Below are 23543 nucleotides of genomic sequence, written 5' to 3'. Positions count from 1 at the left end.
CTGCTCGCGGTGCTGCTGGCCCGGTGGATGGTGCGGCCGCTGCACGAACTGGAGACCGGCGTGCAGGCGGTCACCGAGGGACACCGCGCGCAGGTGCCGGACAGGGCCGGGCCTCGCGAACTGCGCTCGCTGGCGACGTCGTTCAACCGGATGTCCGACGCCGTCGTCGAAGCGTCGGAACAACAGCGGCGGCTCGTCGCGGACGCGTCGCACCAGTTGCGGAATCCCATGGCCGCCTTGCGTTTGCGGGTCGATTCGCTCGCGCCCAGGATCGACGGCGAGGGTCAGCGGGCCTACCGCGCGACCGTCGCCGAGGTCGAACGGCTGGAGTCGTTGCTCGACGGGTTGCTGGCACTAGCACTCGCCGAAAGCGCGGCGACCCGGCTGGCCGCCGGGGAAGCCGGCGACGAACCGTGCGATCTTCCCGCCGTACTCGCGGAACGGGTCGACGCGTGGCGCCCGTCCGCCGACGACGCGGGGGTGAACCTCGCGGCGCCGGAAGGACACCACGTTCCGGTGACCGTGCGCTGCCCGGAAAGCGATCTCGCGCAGATCCTCGACGTGTTGCTGGACAACGCGGTGCACTACGCCGGCCGGGGCGCGACCATCACCGCCGGATACGAGACCGGCGACGGGACGGCCACGGTCATCGTGTCCGACAACGGACCCGGACTGTCCACACAGGACCGCGAGCGGGCGACCGAACGGTTCTGGCGGGCGGGCGGGGACGGCGCGCCGCGAGGAACCGGGCTCGGGCTCTCGATCGCGAACCAGCACGTGCTCGCGCGGGGCGGGAAACTGGAGCTGCGGCAAGCGGAGCCGCACGGCCTCGAAGTCCGCGTCGAACTTCCCCTCGCCGGGAGCGCGTCATGACCGTCACCAGGCGCACCGCGATCCTCGCCGGGCTCGCCACCCTCGCGGGTTGTTCGACGGCGGGCTACCAGGGACCGGAACGCGAGGTCCTGATCGCGGCGGGTGAGAGCGGCGGTTTCTACCTCGCCTTCGCCGAACTGCTGGCCGAACAGCTCAACCGGGCCGAACCACGGCTGCGCGCGACCGCCGTCGCGACCGAGGCCAGTGTCGAGAACCTGCGTCGCCTGCGGGACGGCCGGGCCGACCTCGGGCTCGTCCTCGGCGACGTCGCCGAATCCGCGTTCACCGGCGCGGAACCGTTCTCGGTGCCGATCGCGTTCTCCGCCATCGGCCGCGTCTACGAGAACTACCACCAGCTCGTGGTCCGCGCGGACGGCGGCGTGCGCTCGCTCGCCGACCTGGCCGGCCGTCCGGTGGCGATGGGCGCGAACGGGTCCGGCGTGGCGGTGTTCAGCACCCGGCTCTTCGCCCGCGCGGAAATCCCGGTGGCGGCGAAGAATCTCCTGCTCGGGGAAGCGATCAACGCGTTGGTGGCGCACGAGGTCGACGCGCTGTTCTGGTCGGGCGGGATCCCCACACCCGCACTGACCGAGCTGAACCGCACCACCGCGATCACGCTGCTGCCCCTCGACACGCACCTTCCGGCCCTGCGTGCGGGCTACGGCCCGGTGTACGACCAGGTCCACGTCCCTGCACAGGCCTATCAGGGAGTCGGCGAACTACGGACGATCGGTGTCGCGAACCTCCTGCTCGCGGCACCTTCGCTGCCGGAAGACGTCGCCGCCGCGGTGACCCGGGTGCTGGCCGGGCACGCCGCGGACCTCGTTCCCGCTCCCGCCGTCGGCACGCAGTTCCTCGACGTCCGGACACTGATCGGCACGGGCAAGGTCCCGCTGCACCCCGGAGCCGCCTCGGCCTACCGTGCCCTTCACGGGTGAGACCGGCTCCATCTCCAGGGTGATGCGTGTAGCACCGGAGCGCTGCCAGGGTCGGAAGCAGGCGGCCCACCCGGCCGCCCCGATCCGGAAGGACTCCAGCAGTGTCATCGAGACACACCAGGATGGTGCGGGGTTCGGCGCTCGTCGCGGGCCTGGCGCTCGTGGGCGGGCTCACCGCGACCACCCCCGCCGTCGCGGCGGAGCAGGTCGTACTCACCGCACCGGCCCTCACCGGCCAGTACGAGGTCGGCACCACCGACCTCCACCTCGTCGACTCCTCCCGCCCCGATCCGTGGAAACCGGAGCGGCGCCGGGAGGTCATGGCCACCGTCACCTATCCGGCGGACCGGTTCGCCGACGGTCCGCGCACCCCGTGGCTGAGTCCCGCCATGGGCGGCGTCATCGACCAGGTGCTGGCGGACGAGGGCTACCTCGGTCTCCCGGCCGGCACCATCGACTGGGCGTCGTCGAAACGCAGGGCCGAGACCGGTGTCCCCGTCGCCCACGGCGCTCCCAAGCCGGTGGTGCTCTTCTCGCCGGGCTTCGGCGGGCCTCGGGAGACGTACACGGCCCTCGTCGACGACCTGGCGAGCCGCGGCTACGTCGTCGTCTCGCTCTCGCACACCTACGAGAGCGCGGCCGTCGAATTCCCCGGCGGACGGCTCGAACCCGCGCTTCCGCCGGGTGAGGGTCCCGAGTTCATGAAGAAGGCGCTCGACGCGCGGGTCGGCGACAGCCGGTTCGTGCTCGACCAGCTCGCGAAGATCACCCGGGGTCAGAACCCGGACGCGGAGAACCGGCCGCTCCCCCGTGGTCTCGGCTGGTCGCTCGACCTGTCCCGGGTCGGCGCGTACGGGCATTCGTACGGCGGGTTCACCGCGGGCGAGACGATGGTCCACGACCGCCGTGTCGACGCCGGGATCAACCTGGACGGCGCGATGGCGACGGCGTTCGGCTATCCCCCGGGAAGTGCCTATGTCCCGGGTGAGGTCACGAAACGCGGTCTGGACCGGCCGTTCCTGTTGATGGGCGCCCAGGGCGTCGGCGAAAACGGCAAGCCACTGGAACACACCCACCGCCAGCCGGAATTCGACCGCAGCTGGGCGGATTTCTGGGTCAACCAGCGGGGCTGGAAGCGGGACCTGCTCCTGCGCGGCGGCAGTACGCATATGGCGTACAGCGATCTGCAGGTCGTCGTGCCGCAGCTCGGCGATCGAGTGGCACAGGAGAAGCGCGAGGCGGTCATCGGCACCATCGATCCGCGTCGTTCGCTTGCCGCGCAACGGGACTACGTCGGTGCGTTCTTCGATCTACACCTCCGAGGACGGGACAAGCACCTGTTCGACGGCGAGTCCCCGAGGTATCCGAACATCGACTTCATCGAGTGACCCGCGTGAAGGCCCCCTTCGATCGAACCGAGGGAAGGGGGCCTTCACGTGCGACCACTAGGTTGACAGGGTGACCGAGCCACGGAAACCGATCATCGAGATGCCGCTGCGGGTGCGCTACCACGAGTGCGACGGGCAGGGCATCGTCTTCAACGCGAACTACCTCGCCTACCTCGACATGGCCACCTTCGAGGTCGAACGGGCCCTCTTCGGCTCCCACGACGAGGCACTCGCCCACGGCGCCGACGTCGTGGTCGCCGAGTCGAACCTCCGCTACCGCGCACCCTGCCGCTACGACGACGAACTGGTCGTCTCCGCGTTCCTGAACCACCTCGGCACGACGTCGCTGATCATCGACTTCGAGATCCGCCGCGGCGGCATGGTCTGCACCGAGGCGACCAACCGCTACGTCTTCGTCGACCCGGAGACGCTGCGGAAGGCGGCGCCACCCGCGTCCGTGCGCGAGGCGTACGCCGCCTTCCTGCCGGTTCAGGAGGACTGAACGCCCGGCCTGCGGTCCTCGACGACGTAGCTCGCCCGCGTGCTGATCGGCGCGCCGGGCGTGTTCACGAACGGCACCACCCGGAAGTCGCTCCGCCAGCGCTGCCGGTTGACGTTGACCCGGACGTACCCGCGCTGGTTGTTGAAGAACTTCATGTGCGGGTTGGCCTTCAGCAGGTTCTCACCGGCCGGCGTCATGTCGGCGCCGTTGCCGCCGCTGGTGATCGACGTCCCGACGAACTCGCTCGCCACGGTGGGCGAACCCGGGTCGCCGAAGTCGCGCTTGAGGTCCCAGGCGTAGTTCTGGTGGCGGTCGCCGGTGATGACCACCAGGTTCCGCACACCCCGGTCCTGGGCCGCGGCCAGCACGCGGTCACGGTCGGCGACGTAGCCGTCCCACGGGTCGAGGTACACGTTGGTCGCGGCGCCCGCGTCGGTGTCGGTCTGCCCCATCGGCGCCTGGTTGCCCAGGATCTGCCACCGCGCGTGCGAGCGGGAAAAGCCGTCGAGCAGCCACTTCCGCTGCTCCGCGCCGAGCAAGGTGCGGTCGTCGTCGAACCGGTCGGTGCAGTTCGCGGACTGTCCGTCGCCGCACGGCTGGTCGTCGCGGTACTGGCGGGTGTCGAGCATGGTGAAGTCGGCCAGCGTGCCGTAGCTGAGGCGCCGGTGCAGACGCGCGTCCGGCCCCTTCGGCAGCTGCGCGATGCGGTACGGCAGGTGCTCGTACATCGCCTGGAACGCCTGGGCGCGGCGCTGGCGGAAGACGGCGGGGTCCTGGTCGGGCTCCTTGTCGGCCTGGGAAAGGTCGCCCGCCCAGTTGTTCTCCACCTCGTGGTCGTCGTTGACGTGGATCCACGGGAAGGCGGCGTGCGCGGCCATGAGCGGCGCTTCGGACTTGTAGAGCGCGTACTGCAGACGGTACCGGGCCAGGTCGAAGGTCTCGCCCTTGAACTGCGCCCCCACGGGCGTACCGCGTCCGACGCCGGTGACACCGCTTTCGTACAGGTAGTCGCCCAGGTGAACGACGAGGTCGAGGTCCTCGGCCGCCATGTGGTCGTACGCGGTGAAGTGCCCGGCCTCCCAGTTCTGGCAGGACGCGAACGCGAAGTTCAGCTCACGCGGCGAGGACCACGCGACCGGCGCCGTCCGCGTGCGGCCGACCGGTGAGATCTCGCCACCCGCGCGGAAGCGGTAGAAGTACTGGTGGTCCGGCGCGAGGCCGTGGATCTCGGGATGCACGGAGTGGCCGAGTTCCGGGGTGGCGACCACGGAACCGCGGCGGATCACACCTCGGAAGCGTTCGTCGACCGAGACCTCGTACTCGACGCGAACCGGTTTGCGCGGCATCCCGCCGAAGCCGTCGGCGTCGTAGGGCTGCGGCGCGAGCCGCGTCCAGAGCACGACACCGCCGGGCAACGGGTCGCCCGACGCGACACCGAGGGTGAACGGGTTACCGGAGCCGCTCGCGAGAGGCATCGCGCCGGCGGCGTTCCAGGCACCGGTCCCCAGCAGGACGGCGGCCGCGCCGGCGGAGCCATAACCGAGGAAGCGACGCCGCGACAGGGGGTGAGGGAGCGAAGGCATGAAGCCCTCCTGTGGTGGGATGGTCACGGGCGGCCTCATGCTCGTCCGCGTATATGGCCTCCCGGCCGCCCTCAGGCGAAGCGCCCGTGAACGAAAGACGATCAACCCTCGTGTTCCGCATCCTGTTCTACCGCCCCGAAATCCCGCCCAACACGGGTAACGCGATCCGCTTGACCGCGAACACCGGCTGCGAGCTCCACCTGGTGGAGCCCCTCGGTTTCACGCTGGAGGACAAGCAGCTGCGCCGGGCCGGGCTCGATTACCACGACCTCGCGCGGGTCCACGTCCACGCGGACCTCGACGCGGCGTGGGCTGCCCTGCTCCCCGCCCGGGTCTACGCGTTCAGCGCTTCGGCGACGCGGCTGCACACCGATGTCGCATATGCGCCCGGAGACGTGCTGATGTTCGGACCGGAGTCGGCGGGGTTGCCTCTTGAGGTGCAGGAGGCCTCTCAGGTCACCGACCGCGTACGGCTACCGATGCTGCCGACGAGCCGTTCTCTGAACCTGGCCAACACGGCGGCGATCAGCGTCTACGAGGCTTGGCGGCAGAACGGCTTCGCGACCCCCTGACCGCGTGGCCTGAGAGCGCCCGCTGCTGTACGGGGCATTGAGCCTCCCGCCGACTGACGTTGCGAAAGCCACTTTCGCAACGTTGAAGGTTGCGAAAGTGGCTTTCGCAACGTCCTGTTGCCCATGATCACGCACCGCGCCGCACCGCACCGGCCCCCGGACCCCGGCCCGCAAAGTAGTGAAGGCCTCCTTCCCTACGCTCAAGGTAGGGAAGGAGGCCTTCACGGACACGCGTGTAGGGAGCTAAGGCAGGCGTTGGCCTAGGAAGAGTGAAGCGGCGGCGCCGATCATCAGCACCAGCGTCCCGAGGATCACCCAAGGACGACTCGCGTCGGCGTCCTTCAGCTCGTAGCCGATCTGCTCGCCGAGGTCGTCGTAGACGCGTTTCAGCTCGTCCGCACTCGCCGCCTTGTAGAAGTCGCCGCCCGAAAGGCGCGCGATCTCCTCCAGCGATTCGTCGTCGACCTTCACGTCCTGCGGTTTGCCGTCGATGTCGACCGAACCGTGCGTCGTCCCGAACGAGATCGACGAGATCGGCACCTGAGCCTGCTTCGCCGCCTGCGCGGCGGTGTAGCCGCCTCGCGGTGCGTAGAGGTCGTCGGGGACCGTCTGCTTGCCGTCACTCATCAGGACGATCCGGGCGGGCGGCGGGCCTTCCGCGCCACCGACGATCGCCGAGAAGCTCTCGATCGACTGGAGCGCGGCGAAGATGCCTTCGCCGGTGGCCGTCGACTGCGCCAGCTTCAGGTTGTCGATCGCCTTCACGACGCCGCCGCGATCGGTGGTCGGCGCGACCAGCACGGTCGCCGTCCCCGCGAACGAGATCAGCCCGAGGTTGACCCCCGGCGTCATGTTCTGCGCGAACGACCGCGCCGACTCCTGTGCCGCCTTCAGCCGGGTCGGGGCGACGTCGGTCGCTTCCATGGACAGCGAGGTGTCGATCACCAGCATCACGGTCGCCCGGTTGCGGGGCACCTTCTGCTCGGCCGTCGGCCCGGCGAGCGCGACGGTGAGCACCAGCAGCGAGAGCACGATGAGGATGGCGGGCACATGCCGCACCCAGCCCTGGCTCTTCGGCGCGACCTTGTCCAGCAGTTCCAGGTTGGCGAACCGCATGGTGCGCCTGCGCCGCGCACGCTGGGAAAGCACATAGCCCACGGCCACCGCGGCGACCGCGAGCAGCAGCAGGAACCACCACGGCGAGGCGAATCCGGTCAGGCTCACGCGACACCCCCGGACCAGCGGCGCTTGCGGGCCACCACGAACCGGACCATGTCCGCGATCCAGTCCGAATCGGTGCGCAGGACCAGATGCGCGGCACCGGCCCGCCGCAGCGCGGCCGCGACCTCCTGCCGGTGCGCATGCGCCGCGGCGCCGAATTCCTTGCGCAGCAAGGCCGAAGCGTGCACTTCGCGCTGTTTCCCTGTCTCCGGGTCGGCCAGCACGACGGTGCCCACGTCGGGCAGGTCGATGTCGCGCGGGTCGAGGACTTCGATGGCGATGAGGTCGTGGTGCCCGCCGAGCGCGCGCAACGGACGCTGCCATTCGGTGTCGCCGAGGAAGTCGGAGATCACGACGGCGAGCCCGCGACGACGCGGCGGACGGCGCAGCTTCTCCAGCGACGCGGCCAGATCCCCGCGGACACCTTCCTCGGCACGCGGGGTCTCGGCGATCTTGCGGACCAGTCCCCGCGCGTGCGGAAGCCCGCCACGCGCCGGGATCCGCGTGATGCTGCCCGCCCCGTTCGAGACGAGCGCGCCGATCCGGTTGCCGCCACCACCGGTCAGGTGGGCGACGGCGGCCGTCGCGCAGACGACCAGATCGCGTTTCTCGCACAGCGCCGTACCGAAGTCGAGGCTCGCGGATACGTCCGCGACCAGCCACGTCTCCAGTTCGCGGTCGGCGACGGTCTCCCGGATGTGCGGGCTGGTCGTCCGCGCGGTGACCGCCCAGTCCATCCGGCGGACGTCGTCACCGGGCTGGTACGGCCGGGCCTCCCCCGGTTCCGAACCCGGCCCGGGGACGAGCCCGAGGTGGTTTCCCTGCAGCAGACCGTCGAGACGGCGGCGCACGTCGAGTTCGAGCGTGCGCAGGCCCGCCTCCATCCGCTCGCCGCGGAGTACCGGCGGAGCCCAGGAAGGACGTTCGCCCTTCTCGTTCTTCACGCTTCGTCCTTACCTGACGGGTGCGCCGGCCGGGACCGGGCCGCCCTGCCCGGCGCCGCCCTGCGGACGGGCCGAGACCTGCGGCAGCGGCACGGTCTGCAGCACCCGCGTGATGATGTGGTCGATGGGGACGCCGTCGGCGAGCGCGTCGTAGGACAGCACGAGCCGGTGCCGGAGCACGTCCGGGACGACGTCGACGACGTCCTGCGGCAGCACGTAGTCGCGGCCGCGGACCAGGGCGAGCGCCCGGGCGGCGGCGATGATGCCGAGGCTGGCACGCGGCGAGGCGCCGTAGGACACCCAGCCCGCGACATCGGCGAGGCCGTGGTCGTTCGGGGTGCGGGTGGTGAGCACGAGGCGGACGACGTAGTCGACCAGCGCGTGGTGCACGAACACCTGCGAGGCCACGCCCTGCAGCCGGACCAGTTCGCCCGGGCTCAGCACCTCTTGCGGGGTGGGCGCGGTGACGCCCATCCGGTAGATGATCTCCCGCTCTTCCTCGGCCGTCGGGTACTCGACGACGATCTTGAACAGGAACCGGTCCCGCTGCGCCTCGGGCAGCGGGTACACACCCTCGTTCTCGATCGGGTTCTGCGTGGCGAGCACGAGGAACGGGTCGGGCATCGGGAAGGTCTGGCCGCCGATCGACACATGCCGCTCGGCCATCACCTCGAGCATCGCCGACTGCACCTTCGCCGGCGCGCGGTTGATCTCGTCGGCGAGCACGAAGTTCGCGACCACCGGGCCGAGTTCGACGTCGAACCGCTCGGCGCCCTGACGGTAGATCCGGGTGCCGAGGATGTCGGCGGGGACCAGGTCCGGCGTGAACTGCACCCGCGAGAAGGATCCGCCGACCACTCGCGCGAAGGTTTCGACGGCGAGGGTCTTCGCGACACCGGGGACACCTTCGAGCAGGAGGTGGCCCCTCGCCAGCAGGCCGACCAGCATCCGCTCGACCAGCCTGTCCTGGCCGACGATGATCCGCTTGACCTCGAACACGGTCCGCTCCAGCAACTGGGCGTCCCGCGCCGGCGTTCCGGGCTGCTGCGCGCCATCGGCGTAGCCGGGCTCGGTCACTCGTGCCTCCTGTGTTCCCCGCTTGCGTTCTTGCGTCCGGCTGTGACCGTAGTGGTCATCGACACAGCCGTTCGTGACGGTAGCCAACCGGATCACCGGTATGACGGCTGTGAAGGGCGCCGTTCACGACAACCCCCTTGCCTTCCGGAACTCCACCAGGTCGTCCCAGGCCTGTCGCGGATGCATCGCCATCCGCTGCCGGACGAGGGCGAGGCGGTGCAGTCCGGCGCTCAGCCGGTCGCCCGTCAGCCCGTCGTCGAAGATCTCCAGCACCGTCGCGCAGAACAGCACGAAACAGCCGCTGTGCCAGCGCAGATCACCGATCGGCGCGGTGGCTTCGGTGGCTTCGGCGTCGTCAGCGTCGTCAGCGTCGTCCCGCACCAGCCGGGCGGCGAGTTCCGCCAGTTCCGGAGGCGTGTCCGTCTCGGGGATGCGGAGCAGGTCCGTGGTCAGCGCGACCAGTTCGGGCGACCGCTCCAAGGTGGCCGCGGTGGCGGTGAACGCGCGGGTCTTGCCCGCCATCGCCCCTTCGACGAGGCTGCGCGTGACGGTCTCCAGCGTCGGCTGGTAGATCTCGTTCGCGAGGTCGACCATCTCGACGACGCACCGCTTGAGATCCCGCGGCAACCCGCCCGACAGGCAGTGCGCGAGATGGCAGAACTGCTCGGAGATCCCCCGCAGCCGCAAGGCGATCCAAAGCCTGCTTTCGTCCAAAGTGAACGGTTCCAACCGCACCATCTCCGAGAACGCGCTGTCGAACGCGTCGCGGACGCCGAGCCCGCGCTGTTCGAAACCGAGCACCGCGTCGTCCGAAACGGACACGAAGAACAGGCAGCCCGGGACGTCGAAGACGCCCTTCACGTCGTTGATGAACTGGTGCGCCTTCTCGGGTTCCCCGATCTTGTCGAGTTCGTCGATGGCGATCACGACCCGCCCGGCGAGCTTCTCCACCTTCAGCCGCCAGGCCGCTTCCTCGGCGAATTCCCGGAACTTGTCGACGACCTCGGGGTGGGTGAGTTGCTGTTCGGCCCGCTGCGTGGACCACGTCCGGCCCGCTTCCCCCTTCAGCGGCATGCTGAGCTTCCCGGACCACCCGGTCGTGTAGGTCTGCAGGAACCGGATCCGGTCGAGTTGCTGTTCGGTGAGGCGTTTGAGGCCGACGACCCTCGCGGCCCGGCGGCGGCGCACCAGCCAGCGGACGACCGAGGCCGCGCCGGCCAGCACGCCGAACACCGTTCGCAGCAAGAACACCAGCAGCACGCCGAGGGCGATGAGCCGTCGCACCGGCTGTCCGTCCCATACCTGAGGCAGCGTCACGCGCCCGCCGACGACGTCAGACGCGAACGTGAGGAGGTCCTTTCCCGCCTGTATCGGCGTCCCGCCCCACAGCAGCCAGACGACCACGGCCGCCACGCCCGCGGCCATCAGGAGCGACGCCGACCGCCGGAGCACTCTCCCCAGCACGTGGCGCCGTCGCATCCGTCCGGTCACCGGCGACGAACCGTCCGAGATCTTCACCAGGACGGCCTTGCAGAGCAACGCGTGCAGATGGAGCACGAAATCCCGAGCTTCGTACGCGGCGGGCGCCGAGGCGACCACGACCAGCGGGTCTGCCTGATCCGAACGGCCGATCAGGCCCTTTTCGAGCGATCGGATCGCCGTGGTCTTCCCGGTCCCCCGATGGCCGGCCAGCGCGACGGCCACCGACTCGGCCCGGTCGACGATCCTGCGCAGCCGGTTCACCGCCGCTGTCCGGACGAGTCCTGCTCCGAGATCGTCCTCGCCGGGATCTTCGAACACGAGGTTCACCCGATCCCGGGTACGCCGGTTGTCCTTGATGTGGTCCCGGAGTTCCGGCAGGACGATCTCGCGCAGCGCGAAGTCCCACCTGTCGCCCAGTCCGATCAACTCGGGATGCGCCCACTCACCCGAGCGCTCCCACCCCTCCAAGGCGAACAGGCCGGGGATACGGCGGCCGATGGTCTGGACGGCCATCCCGATCACCGCGCCGAGTCCGAGCACGCCGATCAGCTGAAAGACCAGCGGCATGGCCGACCACGAAAGCTGGAGGATCCGGAGGTAGCCCACCAGGAGTGCGCCGGTCACGACGAACCACCCCGCTTCCCGCAGGGTCATCCGCCGGAACGGAAGCCGCCGGGAACGCTCGAACACCACCCCGGCCCGCTCGCGCTCCATGCGGATCCGCGCGAGCGCCGAAACACTGGTGAGGACGGCTTCACGGGCGTCGTCGACACGCAGGTTTTCCGCACGGAGCCCTACGATGATCTCCGGCTCGGTGAGTGCCTCGTCGAGTACGGCCTCCAGCGCGAGCAGCGACGACCACGTGTCGAAATCTTCGACGAACCCCGCACCGTCACGCAGGACGTCGGACTCGGATCCGTCCTCAGGCTGGTCGTCCACCCGCCTATGATGTCGAACCGCTCCGACGAGTTCCGAAGGACGTTACGAAAACCGGTCCAGATCCTCAGGCGTGTCGATGTCGTCGCTCTCGCCCGGTTCTTCGGGCACGTCGACGATCTCCAGCCCGCCCAGCGTCCGCCGCAACGACGCGTTCTCGACCTGCTCGGGCAACGCCGCCCGCAGTGCGTCGGCCTGCCACACGCCCAGCAGCCACTGCCGCTCACCCGAGGCGTCGACCAGCACAGCGCCCGCGGACGAGCCGAGCGCCGCGACCAGCCTGTCCACAGTGGATTTCCGGACCCCGGCGAGGTCACCGGCCAGCAGGACGACGATCTCCGCGTGGACCAGCTCCAGGCCTGCCGCCAGCGCGGCCACCGGCCCTGTTCCGGGCGAGGCTTCCCGCGTCCAGACGACGTCGCCGAAGCCCGGCCGTTCCGGGCCGACGACGATCACCGGGGAAGCATCGGCGAGAGCGGCCAAAGCCCGCGCCAGCAAGGGTTTCCCGCCGACAGGGAGCGCGGGCTTGTCCACACCGGACAGACGACGCGCGGCACCGCCCGCCAGTACGATCCCCGCGTAGGCCACGCCTAGCCGATCAGACGGGTCGCGTACGGCATGATGCCGCCGTAGCGCACCGGCGCGATCCGCACCCGCAGACCCGACTGCGGCGCCTCGACCATCTGCCCGTTCCCGAGGTACATCGCGACGTGGTGGATACCGCGCGCGCTGCCGCCCCAGAAGAGCATGTCGCCCCGCCGCATCTGCGAGAGCGGTACCTTCCGGCCGGCGTTGTACTGGTAGCCGCTGTAGTGCGGCAGCGACTTCACCCCGGCGAACGCGTAGATCATCAGCCCGGAGCAGTCGAAACCGATCTTCATGTAGTCGCCGTAGCGGTCCGCCGTGCCACCGTCGCGGATACCGCGGGTCGGGCCGGAGGTGTTGCCGCCACCCCAGGCGTACGGCAGACCCAGCTGCGACAACGCGCGCCGGACGACCGCTTCGACACTCGCCCCGGCGGGAGCCGACTGGACGGGCCTGCTGGACGGACGGCCACCGCCACCCTGACTGGGCTTCGACGCGGCGAGCGCCGCCTGACGAGCGCGTTCCTCGTCTTCGCGGGCCTTTTGCGCCTTCCAGTCCTCGTAGCGCTGTCGCTGCCCCTGCAGGCCGCTGACCTTCTGCTGCGCTTCGAAAAGCTGCTTCTCGACGCCCGCCTTGTCGGCTTCCAGCTTGTCGTTCTGCGCGGCCTGCGTGTCCTGCGCGTGCTGGGCGGCGCTCTGGGCGTTGTCGGCTTCGTGCTTGGCCGCGTCGGCAGCGCGCTTGCGCTCCTGCGCGATCTCCAGCTTCTTACGCGCCGTCGCGTCCTTGTTGGACTTCTCGGTCTGCGCGCGCTTCATCGTGTCGAGCGCGTTGAGCCTGCTCCCGCCGACGGCGTCGAGCAGCTGGGCGCGGCCGAGCAGTTCCTTGGGGCTGTTGGCGGTGAGATACGCCGACACCGAGCCGACGGTGCTGCCCTGCTGGAAGCTGGCGGCGGCGAACTTGTCCAGATCGGCGCGGGCTTTGTCGATGGTCGCCTGCGCGGCGTCGGATTCGGTGCGCGCGGACTGCGCCTCCCGGTCGGCCTGCGAGGCGGCGTCCTGCGCGGTGTCCGCGTCGACCCTCGCCTTGTTGGCCTCCTCCATCTTCAGCTCGACCTCGTCGTTGAGCTGAGAGAGCTTCGACTCGGCCTGGGCCAGCTGATTGGTGAGCCTGCCGACGTCGCCCGCCTTGGCGTTGGCGTCGGCCTTGCTCGAGTTGATTTCGGAGTCGCTGGGGTTCGGCGGGGGCGGCGGGACCGCGAGACCCGTGCCGGTCACCCCGAGCAACAGGACGACGCCGAGCGCGCCGATGGTCACGCCACGGCGGACGCCGGTCCCGGACCCGGTTTCACCACGCACGATCCGCCCACCTCCTGATCTTGAACAACGAGCTCACTGTGCCACTGCTGCAACAGCATTACCAGAAGCACCACCAGGAACTTACACACCGTAGGCACCATTTCCCCTCAACGGGGGACGAACAGACGAACGTTTCGTCACTCGAATGGCCGCAGGTCGATGAGACCTTCGCGACGCGCGTGTCGGCTTGCCTGACAAAAAGGACAGGCGTACTGTTTGAAGGGACGAACGAGGTGTGCCATCCCGCGTCCGGCCATACGGTGGGGGTGCGCGACACTCGCTCCGGGTCGACCCGAACGACCCGGAGACCACACCGAACTGACCCGCCACTGGAGTTAGAAGTGACTGCACCCGCCAGCAAGGACAGCTTCGGCGCCAAAGACACGCTGAAGGTGGGCGACGCCTCTTATGAGGTCTTCCGCCTGAACAAGGTCGAGGGCGCCGAGCGCCTTCCCTACAGCCTGAAGATCCTGCTCGAGAACCTGCTGCGGACCGAGGACGGCGCGAACATCACCGCCGACCACATCCGCGCGCTCGGCAACTGGGACGCGAGCGCCGATCCGTCGATCGAGATCCAGTTCACGCCCGCCCGCGTGATCATGCAGGACTTCACCGGCGTTCCCTGCGTCGTCGACCTCGCCACCATGCGCGAAGCGGTCACCGACCTCGGCGGCGACCCGGACAAGGTCAACCCGCTCGCCCCCGCCGAGCTGGTCATCGACCACTCGGTCATCATCGACGTCTTCGGCCGCGCCGACGCCTTCGAGCGCAACGTCGAGATCGAGTACGAGCGCAACCGCGAGCGCTACCAGTTCCTTCGCTGGGGCCAGGGCGCCTTCGACGAGTTCAAGGTCGTCCCGCCGGGCACCGGCATCGTGCACCAGGTCAACATCGAGCACCTCGCGCGTACGGTCATGGCCCGCAACGGCCAGGCCTACCCCGACTCCTGCGTCGGCACCGACTCGCACACCACCATGGTCAACGGCCTGGGCGTGCTGGGCTGGGGCGTCGGCGGCATCGAGGCCGAGGCCGCCATGCTGGGCCAGCCGGTCTCCATGCTCATCCCGCGCGTCGTGGGCTTCAAGCTCACCGGCGAGATCCCGACCGGCGTGACCGCCACCGACGTCGTGCTCACCATCACCGAGATGCTGCGCAAGCACGGTGTGGTCAGCAAGTTCGTCGAGTTCTACGGCGAGAGCGTCGGCGCGGTGCCGCTGGCCAACCGCGCCACCATCGGCAACATGAGCCCGGAATTCGGCTCCACCGCGGCGATCTTCCCGATCGACGACGAGACCGTCCGCTACCTCAAGCTCACCGGCCGCTCCCCCGAGCAGGTCGCGCTCGTCGAGGCCTACGCCAAGGAGCAGGGCCTCTGGCACGACCCGTCGCACGAGCCGGAGTACTCCGAGTACATCGAGCTGGACCTGTCGACGGTCGTCCCGTCGATCGCCGGCCCGAAGCGCCCGCAGGACCGCATCGAGCTGACCGACGCGAAGAACTCCTTCCGCAAGTCGATCCACGACTACGTCGGTGGCGAGCAGGCCCCGCACACCAACGTCGACGAAGCCGTCGAGGAGTCCTTCCCGGCCAGCGACCCGGCCGCCCTGTCCTTCAAGGACGAGGGCGCGGTCGACATCCAGTCGGCGGCGAACGGCCACAGCGGCCGCCCGACCAACCCGGTCAAGGTCAGCACCTCGGACCGCGGCGAGTTCATCCTCGACCACGGCGCCGTGGTGATCGCCTCGATCACCTCCTGCACCAACACCTCGAACCCGTCGGTCATGCTCGGCGCGGCACTGCTCGCGCGGAACGCGGTCGACAAGGGCCTCGCGGTCAAGCCGTGGGTCAAGACCTCGATGGCGCCGGGTTCGCAGGTCGTCACCGACTACTACGACAAGGCCGGCCTCTGGCCGTACCTGGAGAAGCTGGGCTACCACCTGGTCGGCTACGGCTGCACCACCTGCATCGGCAACTCGGGCCCGCTGTCGGACGAGATCTCCGCGGCGATCCAGGAGAACGACCTCACCGCGGTCTCGGTGCTCTCGGGCAACCGGAACTTCGAAGGCCGGATCAACCCCGACGTGAAGATGAACTACCTCGCGTCGCCGCCGCTGGTCATCGCGTACGCGCTCGCGGGCACGATGGACTTCGACTTCGAGAACCAGCCGCTCGGCCAGGACTCCGACGGCAACGACGTCTTCCTGAAGGACATCTGGCCGTCGGCCAAGGAGATCCAGGAGACCATCGACTACGCGATCACGCAGGAGATGTTCACCAAGGACTACGCCGACGTCTTCGACGGTGGCGAGCGGTGGAAGTCCCTGCCGACCCCCGAGGGCAAGACCTTCGACTGGGACGCGGAGTCGACCTACGTCCGGAAGCCCCCGTACTTCGACGGCATGAAGGCGGAGCCGTCCGCGGTCACCGACATCTCCGGCGCGCGCGTGCTGGCGAAGCTGGGCGACTCGGTCACCACCGACCACATCTCCCCCGCCGGCGCGATCAAGCCGGGCACCCCGGCCGCGCAGTACCTGACCGAGCACGGCGTGGAGAAGAAGGACTTCAACTCCTACGGCTCGCGTCGCGGTAACCACGAGGTCATGATCCGCGGCACCTTCGCGAACATCCGGCTGCGCAACCAGCTGCTGGACGACGTGCAGGGCGGCTACACCCGCGACTTCACCCAGGACGACGCCCCGCAGGCGTTCATCTACGACGCGGCGCAGAACTACGCGGCGCAGGACATCCCGCTGGTCGTCCTGGGCGGCAAGGAGTACGGCTCCGGTTCGTCGCGTGACTGGGCCGCCAAGGGCACCCGCCTGCTGGGCGTGCGCGCGGTGATCACCGAGTCGTTCGAGCGGATCCACCGGTCGAACCTGATCGGCATGGGCGTCATCCCGCTGCAGTTCCCGGCGGGCGAGTCGGCCTCGTCGCTCGGCCTCGACGGCACCGAGACGTTCGACATCTCGGGCATCACCAAGCTGAACGACGGCGAGACCCCGCGTACGGTCCACGTCACCGCGACGAAGACCGACGGCACCAAGGTGGAGTTCGACGCGGACGTCCGCATCGACACCCCGGGTGAGGCGGACTACTACCGCAACGGCGGCATCCTGCAGTACGTGCTGCGGAAGATGACGCAGGCGTAAGCACTTCGCGCGCCGAAGGCCCCTTTCCCCGCACTTTGGGGAAAGGGGCCTTTCGCTTCCGGTGGGCTTCGGTTCCTGTGGTCGTGAGTGGCGATAAGGGCTCTATTGAGGGGTAAGGCAAAGGTGTCGTGTCGGGTGCCGAGTCCGTGAAGGCCTCCTTGAGGGACTCTGGGTCCCTCAAGGAGGCCTTCACGGACCGGTGATCAGCGGAGTGAAGGGGACTTTCCACTCGTACAGTGAGGGGCAAGGCACCTTCGACGCGGGTCTGCGGTCCTCGTGGGCGGCGGAGTCCCCGGGTGTTGCGAAAGCCACTTTCGCAACGTTGAAGGTTGCGAAAGTGGCTTTCGCAACACCCGAGGCCGGCGTGCGGGCGACCGACAGAACACGCCACCTTCGCCTTTCTGCTCAATAACCCGTATCGCCACTCACGACCACTCCGGGCCGAGTCGGTACTTTCGCGTGACTGGGTGGACGTCACGCGTGATCAGACGGACGACACGCGGCGACGGCCGAGCCGGAATCGCCTCACGACCCCCTCGCGTCAGCGCAACTCCTCCCCACTCTCGGTACCGTGGCGTATGACCCGCGGACGGATCCCAGTCGAGAACGGCGAGCTCGCGTACGAGATCCGGGGCGAGGGCGCTCCAGTGATCCTGCTCCACGGCGGGATCATCGACTCCCGCATGTGGGACGCCGAAATGACGGCGCTGGAGAACGCGTACACCGCCATCCGCTACGACGCCCGCGGACACGGCGAATCGTCCACGCCCACCGAGCGTTTCAGGCACTACGACGACCTCCGCACGTTGATGACCAGGCTCAGCCTCCCCCGCGCCTCACTGGTCGGCCTGTCCGGTGGCGGGCGGATCGCGGTCGACTTCGCACTGACCTATCCGGACCTCGTCGAGGACCTGGTCCTCGTGGCTGCGGGTCTCAGCGCGATGGAGATGACGGATCCCTTCGTCGTGGAACAGAACAGAAAGCTCCAAGAGGCGGGTTCCGCCGGCGACTTGACCGCCGCCATCGAGTGCATTCTGCGGATGTGGGCCGACGGCCCCCGGCGGGCACCCGACGAGGTCGATCAGGACGTCCGGCGGCTGTGCCAGGAGCTGTACACGCACACGGTCACGCGACACGGGCTCACCGGCTTCACGCTGATGGACGAACTGCGGGCCATCGAACGAGCCGGTGAGCTGACTCCCCGTACGCTGACGCTCGTGGGTGAGCTCGACGCCTCGGACATCCACCGCGTCGCCGACCTGGTCGACGGCGGGGCACGCGACGCCCGGAAACTCGTCGTCCCCGGGGTCGCGCATATGATCAATCTGGAGAAGCCCGCCGAGTTCTCCCGGATATTGCTCGATTTCCTGGCCGGCTAGGCCGTCTCGCGCTCTTCCTGCTCCGAGCAGTCGTCGCGGTTCTCCGGGCGGCGGTCCATGACGTGACCGAGCGGGCGCAACAGCACGTTGACCCCGACGATCACCCCGGTGCCCGCGAGCGCGACACTGTAAAGTCCCGCTCCCGCAAGGGATCCGACGGCCGCGGAGCACCAGAGGGTGGCGGCGGTGTTGAGGCCGCGCACGTTCAGGCCGTCGCGCAGGATCACGCCGGCACCGAGGAATCCGATCCCGGAGACGATCTGGGCGGCCACTCGCGTCGGGTCGGCGTCACCGCTGCTGTTCAGCCCGCCGAAACCGTGGGCGGACAACAGGACGAACAGGGTGGCGCCGACGGCGACGAGGGCGTTGGTGCGGAGTCCGGCCATCCTGGCGCGGTACTGACGCTCGATGCCGATGACAGCGCCCAAGCCGACGCCGGTGCCGACCCTGAGCAGCATTTCGAAGGTGTTCATGATTCCGGCTCTTTTCTGGCGTGCGTACACAAAGCCAGACAGGGAAAGGAGACCGGAGAGGTCAGCGCACCGCGCACACGGGTGAACGGCGACCGCTTCCGGTCGGTCCAGAACTGTCTTCCGGCATGTGCCGCTCACCTCGCTTTCGTACTCGATCGGTGTTGATCAACCTTCGGAAGGTACCACGCCGATCAAGGCTTCCGGCTCGCCGCGGCGTGACCGCCTTCTGTGTTCTTGGACATGTCGACCGCGGTCCCGCCCGGGCCGAACGCCTCGCGGATCGTGTCGCGCAGCCAGCGTTGCGCGGGATCCGCGTCGAGCCGGGAATGCCACAGCATGCGGACCTCGACCGGCGGAAGCTGGGCGGGGACCGGGAACCAGCGGATCCCGAGCGACCGGCCGTACTGCTCGGCGAGACGCTGCGGGACGAGTCCGACGTAGTCGCTCGACGCGACCAGGAACGCGCACACGGCGGACGTGGGGACCACGGCCGCGACCCGGCGCTGGAGGCCGGCCGCTTCCAAGACGTCGTCGAGCGGACCACGGGCACGGCCCCGCCGCGACGCGGAAACGTGGGGATGCCGGCAGAGCTGGGCCAGCGTCGGCCTGCGCGTCTTCCCCAGCGGGTTGTCGGCACGGACGATCGCGACCACTCGTTCGCGGTACAGCTGCACGGAGCGGATGTCGGGCGCGGGCATGTCCCCCGCTCCGATGTCCAGATCGACCGACCCGTCGCGCAGGGCTTCGGCGCTCTCGCTGCCTTCCGCGACGAAGCGCAGGACCACACCCGGCGCGACGGCGGCCGTCGCTTCGACAGCGGCGGTCGCCAACGTCGCGGCGACGCCGTCGTTGATGCGGATCGTGAAGGTGCGTTCGAGGTCGCCGATCGCGAGGTCGCGGTCGGCACTGATCAACGCCGACGCTTCGTCGAGCAGCGAGCGCACGCGCGGCGCGGTCCGGAGCGCGAACGGCGTCGGAGCCATCCCCCGGCCGGCGCGCACCAGGATCGGGTCGCCCATCGCGCGCCGCAGCCTGCCCAGCGCCCGGCTCGTCGCCGGGATCGAGAGATTCAGGCGTTCCGACGCCGTCGTGACGCTGCCGTCCCGCAAAAGCGCGTCGAACACTCGCAGAAGGTTCAGGTCCAGCTGGTCGGGCATAGTTGCATCGTACGCAACTAGTCCTTGCCAAAGTTGCGTGGCACGAATACATCCCTGGTCCCTAGCGTTGCGGACATGCCACTCCGAGTTGAAATCCGCGAAGACCCGGCGGGTGCCGCGAGCCGCCGCCCGGTCTCCCAGCGCGGCCTGCTCGCGCTCATGTGCGCCTGCGTCGTCCTCGTCGTCGGAATGGTCGCCGCGATCAACCTCGCCGTCCCGATGCTGGCCGCGAGCACGCTGCGTCCGTCCGCGTCGGCGCTGATCTGGATCGTCGACACCTACGTCGTCTTCTTCGCCTGCCTGGTGATCCCCGGCGGCGCGGCGGGCGACCGCTTCGGCCGCAAAGGGGTGCTGATCATCGGGCTGGTGTTGTTCGCGATCGGCGCCCTGCTGTCGACGGTCGCGCCGAACGTGCCGTTCCTCCTGGCCGGCCGGGCGATCACCGGGGTCGGCGCCGCCGCCGTGCTGCCCAATACGCTCGCCGTCCTGCTGCACGCGGTGCCCGCCGAACGCAAGGGCGTGACGATCGCGACCTGGGCGTCGATGACCGGGATCGGCGGTGTCGTCGGGAACGTCGGCGGCGGCGCGGTCCTGTCCGGCGGGTCGTGGCGCTGGCTGTTCGCGGCCGCGGTCCCGGTCTCCCTGATCCTCGCCGCGCTCGTCGCCCGGATCACGCCGGTGTCGGCACGGCACGACCGCAAGGTCGACGTTCCCGGGGCTTTGCTGCTCGTCGGCGCCTCGGTCGCGCTGCTGGTCGGCATCGTGGAGGGTCCGGAAGCGGGCTGGAGCAGCCCGCTCGTGCTGACGGGATTCGCTTGCGCCGCCGTGCTGTTCGCCGTGTGGACGCTCGTGGAACTGAAGGTCGGACACCCCCTGCTCGATCCGCGGCTGTTCCGCGTCCCGGCACTGCGCAGCGCCTCCCTCGGGATGACCGCGATCTTCTTCGGGATGTTCGCGCTCTTCTACGTCAACGCGTCGTTCCTGCAGTACGGCAAGGGATTCAGCGTCCTGATGACCGGACTCGGCATCATCCCGCTGACCATTCCCGTCATCCTCGGCGCACGCCACGTCGGGCGGCTGGTCGCGCGCATCGGGCTCGACGCCACCGTCGCCATCGCGTTCGTCTTCGTCGGCTGCGGCCTGATCGGACTGTCCACAAGCGACACCCAGACGCCGTATGCCGCCTACGCGGCCTGGCTCGTCGTGACCGGGATCGGTGTCACGCTGGCCCTGCCGGCGTTGTCCGCCGCCATCTCCGGCTCGCTTCCGCCTGCCCAAGCGGGCGTCGGCGCCGGCCTGCAGGCGACCACCCGCGAATTCGGGAGCGCGCTCGGGGTCGCGGTCATCGGCACCGTCCTCACCGGACGGTTCGTCGCGGCACTCCCGCCGGACATCCGCGCGGAGCACGATCCGCACACCGTGGCGCAGGCCCTCATCGCCGCGCCCGGCCGGTCCCCCGAGGTCATCGCCGCGTTCGTGTCCGGCACGGAGACCGCTCTGCGGGTGATGGGCGTGAGCGTGCTCGTCCTCGGTGCGCTCGTCGTCCTGCAGGCGCGCCTTTCCCGCACCACCCCATCTTCCCGCGGCAAGAAGCCGCGGGAGTCGTAAAGGAGCGTTTCCATGCGTATTTTCGTCACCGGAGCCACCGGCTGGATCGGCTCCGCCGTCGTGGACGAGCTGCTCGAAGCCGGGCACGAGGTCACCGGTCTCGCCCGGTCGGCCGCGTCGGCCACCACACTGGAGGGCAATGGAGCCCTCGTCCACCGCGGCGACCTCGACGATCTCGACGGCATCCGCGTCGCCGCCGACAGGGCCGACGGCGTGATCCACCTGGCAAACAAGCACGACTGGGCGAACCCGGCCGAATCCAACCGCGCCGAACGGGCCGCGGTCGGAGCCATCGCCGAAACGCTCGCCGGTTCGGGCCGCCCGTTCGTGCTGGCCGCTGGTCTGTCCACGCTGGCGACGGGCCGTCCCGCCACCGAGGCGGATCTGTCGCCGGCGGTCGGACCCGATTCGCATCGTGGTGGCAGCGAAAACCTCGCACTCGAGTACGCGGAGAAGGGCGTCCGGATCATCAGTGCCCGTTTCGCCCCGTCGGTGCACGGCGTCGGCGACCACGGCTTCGTCGCCTCCGTCGTGGCGGCAGCGCGCAAGCACGGCGTCTCCGGCTACGTCGGTGACGGCACCGCGGCTTGGGCGGCGGTGCACCGCACGGACGCGGCCCACCTGGTCCGGTTGGGACTAGAAGGCGCGCCCACCGGTTCGCTGCTCCACATCGTCGACGAGGAAGCCGTCACGACCCGCGAAATCGCCGAAGCCGTCGGGCGCACCCTCGGAGTCCCGGTGGCGTCGATCGCCCCCGAGAAGGCGGCCGAGCACTTCGGTTTCGTCGGCAGGTTCTTCGGCTTGGACATGTCCGCTTCGAGCGCGCGCACCCGCGACCTCCTCGCATGGACGCCGTCCGGACCCACGCTGGCCGAAGACATCGAAGCCGGCGCCTACGCCTGAAAGGAAACACCATGTCCGAAGTGACCGCCTTCATGCTCGTGAAGACGACACCCGAATGGCTCGGCCTGACCGTCGGGCAACGCGTGGAAACCTTCAAGACCGAGATCCTCCCCGCGATCGAGAGCAAGGTGAAGGGAGTCCGGTCCCGGTTCTACGACACCGAGTTCTACTCCGCGCGGGTGACCGACGTGTGGGTGTGGGAGGCCGACGACCACCACTCGTACCAGCTTCTGATCGAAGCCTTGCGTGAGACGTCCTTCTGGGACAAGTACTTCGAGGTCGTCGATCTCTTGGTCGGTGTGGAGAACGCGTACGCCACGAACTACGGCTTGGACACCTACGCGTCCGTGGACGTGTGAGCGGAGGAGGATGCCCTCAATAGGCGGGAACCTCTCCGGTCCGCGCGTTCCCCACGCTCGACTTTCTCAAGCCGATCGACCAATCGCGCCCCTGATCGAAGGTCTGCTCGAACTTCTCGAACGAGCAACCCGAGGTGAACCTGCGCCCGGCGGCGTCCCAGCCGGAGCCGGTCTTGAAATAGACCCGGTAGTCGCCCGATATCCCGGTGATCGTCGCGGAGGCACCGGCGTGCACGTAGATCATCACCTGCGGTTTCGACGGCTCACCGTTCACGACGGAGACCGCGACATCGGACGAGTCGTCGTTGGCGATCTGCAGCCTGCGCTGTCCGCGAGGACCGGACCGTTCGACGATCTTCCCGTTGGGCGGACGGGAAGTCGGCGGAGCGGGCGGAGGCGCGGGGGTCTCAGGGGCCGCCGGGAGGAACCCGCCGACCACGAACTTTTTCGCGGCGAGGGCGGCGATCGCCTTGCGCAGGGCGCTGTCCTTGTTCGCCAGCCTGTCGACGGTGTCGTACACCAGCTCGGCGATCGGCCTCTCGGGGACTTTGATTCCGCAGCTGTCGGTCCCCACCGCGGTGGGGACCGGGTCCGGCGAGGTCAGCCAGCGTCCTTCCGCCGCCAGGCCTTCACGGAGGTTCCGGTGCTCCTGCACGATTTCCGGCGGCGGCACCAGCTCGCCGAGGCTCCGGGTCCGGTCTTCCAGGAGCGCGCCGAGTCCGGACTTCGCGGCTCTCAGATCCGCCGATGTCTTCGCGGTCAGTACGCGGTCGGTCGGCGCCCGCGCCGCGACGTCCAGCTCGGTGAGCGCGCGCTGGTAGCCGGCGGCGGAAAGCGCGATCGGGGAGACCGGGGCGGAGCCAGGTACACCGGTGGCCTCGACCGGGCCGTAGCCGGTGTCCTGGTTACCCACCCAGATCACCGAAACAAGGGCGAGTATCGCCGCCCCGGCCAGTGCCAGGCATCCGGCGTCAGCCGCTCTCGTCCGGTTCATCCGGCCTCCCCGACGGGAAACCTAAAGCCAGGTGCCCGGGACCGGTCCCCGGAACGCCACGAAGG

The 23543-nt window shown here is 69.3% G+C and carries 20 protein-coding genes; 10 read left to right on the top strand and 10 right to left on the bottom strand.

The genetic code is table 11. The features are described from left to right. From H5J31_RS19700 to H5J31_RS19685, 4 genes are all read left to right on the top strand, one after another. Window positions 1-873: sensor histidine kinase (locus H5J31_RS19700; protein WP_181774068.1), on the top strand; the 873-nt coding region annotated here is incomplete at its 5' end. Continuing rightward, on the top strand, window positions 870-1811 hold the full coding sequence (locus H5J31_RS19695) for a TAXI family TRAP transporter solute-binding subunit (protein ID WP_181774067.1): 942 nt from the start codon (window positions 870-872) through the stop codon (window positions 1809-1811). The genes H5J31_RS19700 and H5J31_RS19695, both read left to right, overlap by 4 nt. A gap of 122 nt (window positions 1812-1933) precedes the next feature. Next, entirely contained in the window at window positions 1934-3199 is a 1266-nt protein-coding gene (locus H5J31_RS19690; protein ID WP_181774073.1) for an alpha/beta hydrolase family protein, read from the top strand. Between the two features lie 70 nt (window positions 3200-3269). Then, window positions 3270-3701: an acyl-CoA thioesterase gene (locus H5J31_RS19685; RefSeq protein ID WP_181774066.1), complete on the top strand. Its 432-nt coding sequence runs from the start codon at window positions 3270-3272 to the stop codon at window positions 3699-3701. On the opposite strand, the gene H5J31_RS19680 is transcribed toward H5J31_RS19685, so the two are convergent. Then, window positions 3689-5284 carry an alkaline phosphatase D family protein gene (locus H5J31_RS19680; protein ID WP_181774065.1) on the bottom strand — a complete coding sequence of 532 codons (1596 nt, stop codon included), beginning with the start codon at window positions 5282-5284 and terminating at the stop codon, window positions 3689-3691. The two genes, H5J31_RS19685 and H5J31_RS19680, sit on opposite strands and share 13 nt — an antisense overlap. A gap of 110 nt (window positions 5285-5394) precedes the next feature. On the opposite strand from H5J31_RS19680, the gene H5J31_RS19675 reads away from it, so the two are divergent. Beyond that, on the top strand, window positions 5395-5856 hold the full coding sequence (locus H5J31_RS19675; protein WP_181774064.1) for a tRNA (cytidine(34)-2'-O)-methyltransferase: 462 nt from the start codon (window positions 5395-5397) through the stop codon (window positions 5854-5856). Window positions 5857-6099: 243 nt separating this feature from the next. Here H5J31_RS19675 and H5J31_RS19670 read toward each other — a convergent pair whose 3' ends face one another. From H5J31_RS19670 to H5J31_RS19645, 6 genes are all read right to left on the bottom strand, one after another. After that, window positions 6100-7080 carry a VWA domain-containing protein gene (locus H5J31_RS19670; protein WP_181774063.1) on the bottom strand — a complete coding sequence of 327 codons (981 nt, stop codon included), beginning with the start codon at window positions 7078-7080 and terminating at the stop codon, window positions 6100-6102. Then, complete coding sequence (locus H5J31_RS19665; protein ID WP_207898314.1) at window positions 7077-7961, bottom strand: DUF58 domain-containing protein; 885 nt, start codon at window positions 7959-7961, stop codon at window positions 7077-7079. The genes H5J31_RS19670 and H5J31_RS19665 overlap by 4 nt, the downstream gene beginning before the upstream one ends. A 69-nt stretch (window positions 7962-8030) precedes the next feature. Then, window positions 8031-9098 carry an AAA family ATPase gene (locus H5J31_RS19660; protein WP_181774061.1) on the bottom strand — a complete coding sequence of 356 codons (1068 nt, stop codon included), beginning with the start codon at window positions 9096-9098 and terminating at the stop codon, window positions 8031-8033. A gap of 123 nt (window positions 9099-9221) precedes the next feature. Then, complete coding sequence (locus tag H5J31_RS19655; protein ID WP_181774060.1) at window positions 9222-11519, bottom strand: hypothetical protein; 2298 nt, start codon at window positions 11517-11519, stop codon at window positions 9222-9224. A gap of 42 nt (window positions 11520-11561) precedes the next feature. Beyond that, the gene (gene mobA, locus H5J31_RS19650) at window positions 11562-12104 is read right to left on the bottom strand and encodes a molybdenum cofactor guanylyltransferase (protein ID WP_181774059.1); all 543 of its coding nucleotides are present in this window, start codon (window positions 12102-12104) and stop codon (window positions 11562-11564) included. Window positions 12105-12106: 2 nt separating this feature from the next. Beyond that, window positions 12107-13456 carry an NlpC/P60 family protein gene (locus tag H5J31_RS19645; protein ID WP_181774058.1) on the bottom strand — a complete coding sequence of 450 codons (1350 nt, stop codon included), beginning with the start codon at window positions 13454-13456 and terminating at the stop codon, window positions 12107-12109. Window positions 13457-13797: 341 nt separating this feature from the next. Between H5J31_RS19645 and H5J31_RS19640 the strand changes: the two genes are divergently transcribed. Together H5J31_RS19640 and H5J31_RS19635 are read left to right on the top strand one after the other, a co-directional pair. Further along, window positions 13798-16605, top strand: a complete 2808-nt coding sequence (locus H5J31_RS19640; RefSeq protein ID WP_181774057.1) for an aconitate hydratase — start codon at window positions 13798-13800, stop codon at window positions 16603-16605. A gap of 578 nt (window positions 16606-17183) precedes the next feature. Further along, complete coding sequence (locus tag H5J31_RS19635) at window positions 17184-17984, top strand: alpha/beta fold hydrolase (protein WP_181774056.1); 801 nt, start codon at window positions 17184-17186, stop codon at window positions 17982-17984. Here the strand turns inward: H5J31_RS19635 and H5J31_RS19630 are convergent. Then, window positions 17981-18457, bottom strand: a complete 477-nt coding sequence (locus H5J31_RS19630) for an MgtC/SapB family protein (protein ID WP_236005272.1) — start codon at window positions 18455-18457, stop codon at window positions 17981-17983. The genes H5J31_RS19635 and H5J31_RS19630 overlap by 4 nt on opposite strands. A 191-nt stretch (window positions 18458-18648) precedes the next feature. Continuing rightward, entirely contained in the window at window positions 18649-19614 is a 966-nt protein-coding gene (locus H5J31_RS19625; protein WP_181774055.1) for a LysR family transcriptional regulator, read from the bottom strand. A 159-nt stretch (window positions 19615-19773) separates the two neighbouring features. Here H5J31_RS19625 and H5J31_RS19620 point away from each other — a divergent pair, with 159 nt between their 5' ends. Genes H5J31_RS19620 through H5J31_RS19610 form a run of 3 tightly spaced genes read left to right on the top strand, consistent with a single transcriptional unit; the run spans window position 19774 to window position 22484 of the window. Beyond that, complete coding sequence (locus H5J31_RS19620) at window positions 19774-21222, top strand: MFS transporter (protein ID WP_207898307.1); 1449 nt, start codon at window positions 19774-19776, stop codon at window positions 21220-21222. A gap of 12 nt (window positions 21223-21234) precedes the next feature. Further along, the gene (locus H5J31_RS19615) at window positions 21235-22125 is read left to right on the top strand and encodes an SDR family oxidoreductase (protein WP_181774053.1); all 891 of its coding nucleotides are present in this window, start codon (window positions 21235-21237) and stop codon (window positions 22123-22125) included. 11 nt (window positions 22126-22136) lie between these two features. Further along, window positions 22137-22484: a darcynin family protein gene (locus H5J31_RS19610; RefSeq protein WP_181774052.1), complete on the top strand. Its 348-nt coding sequence runs from the start codon at window positions 22137-22139 to the stop codon at window positions 22482-22484. 16 nt (window positions 22485-22500) lie between these two features. Here H5J31_RS19610 and H5J31_RS19605 read toward each other — a convergent pair whose 3' ends face one another. Next, window positions 22501-23478 (bottom strand): hypothetical protein, encoded by a 978-nt coding sequence (locus tag H5J31_RS19605; protein ID WP_181774051.1) that lies wholly within the window; start codon window positions 23476-23478, stop codon window positions 22501-22503. Window positions 23479-23543: the final 65 nt, after the last annotated feature.

Origin of the sequence: Amycolatopsis pittospori (genome assembly GCF_013870525.1) — a bacterium.
Classification (GTDB): domain Bacteria; phylum Actinomycetota; class Actinomycetes; order Mycobacteriales; family Pseudonocardiaceae; genus Amycolatopsis; species Amycolatopsis pittospori.
This window is presented reverse-complemented; position numbering and strand designations above follow the sequence as displayed.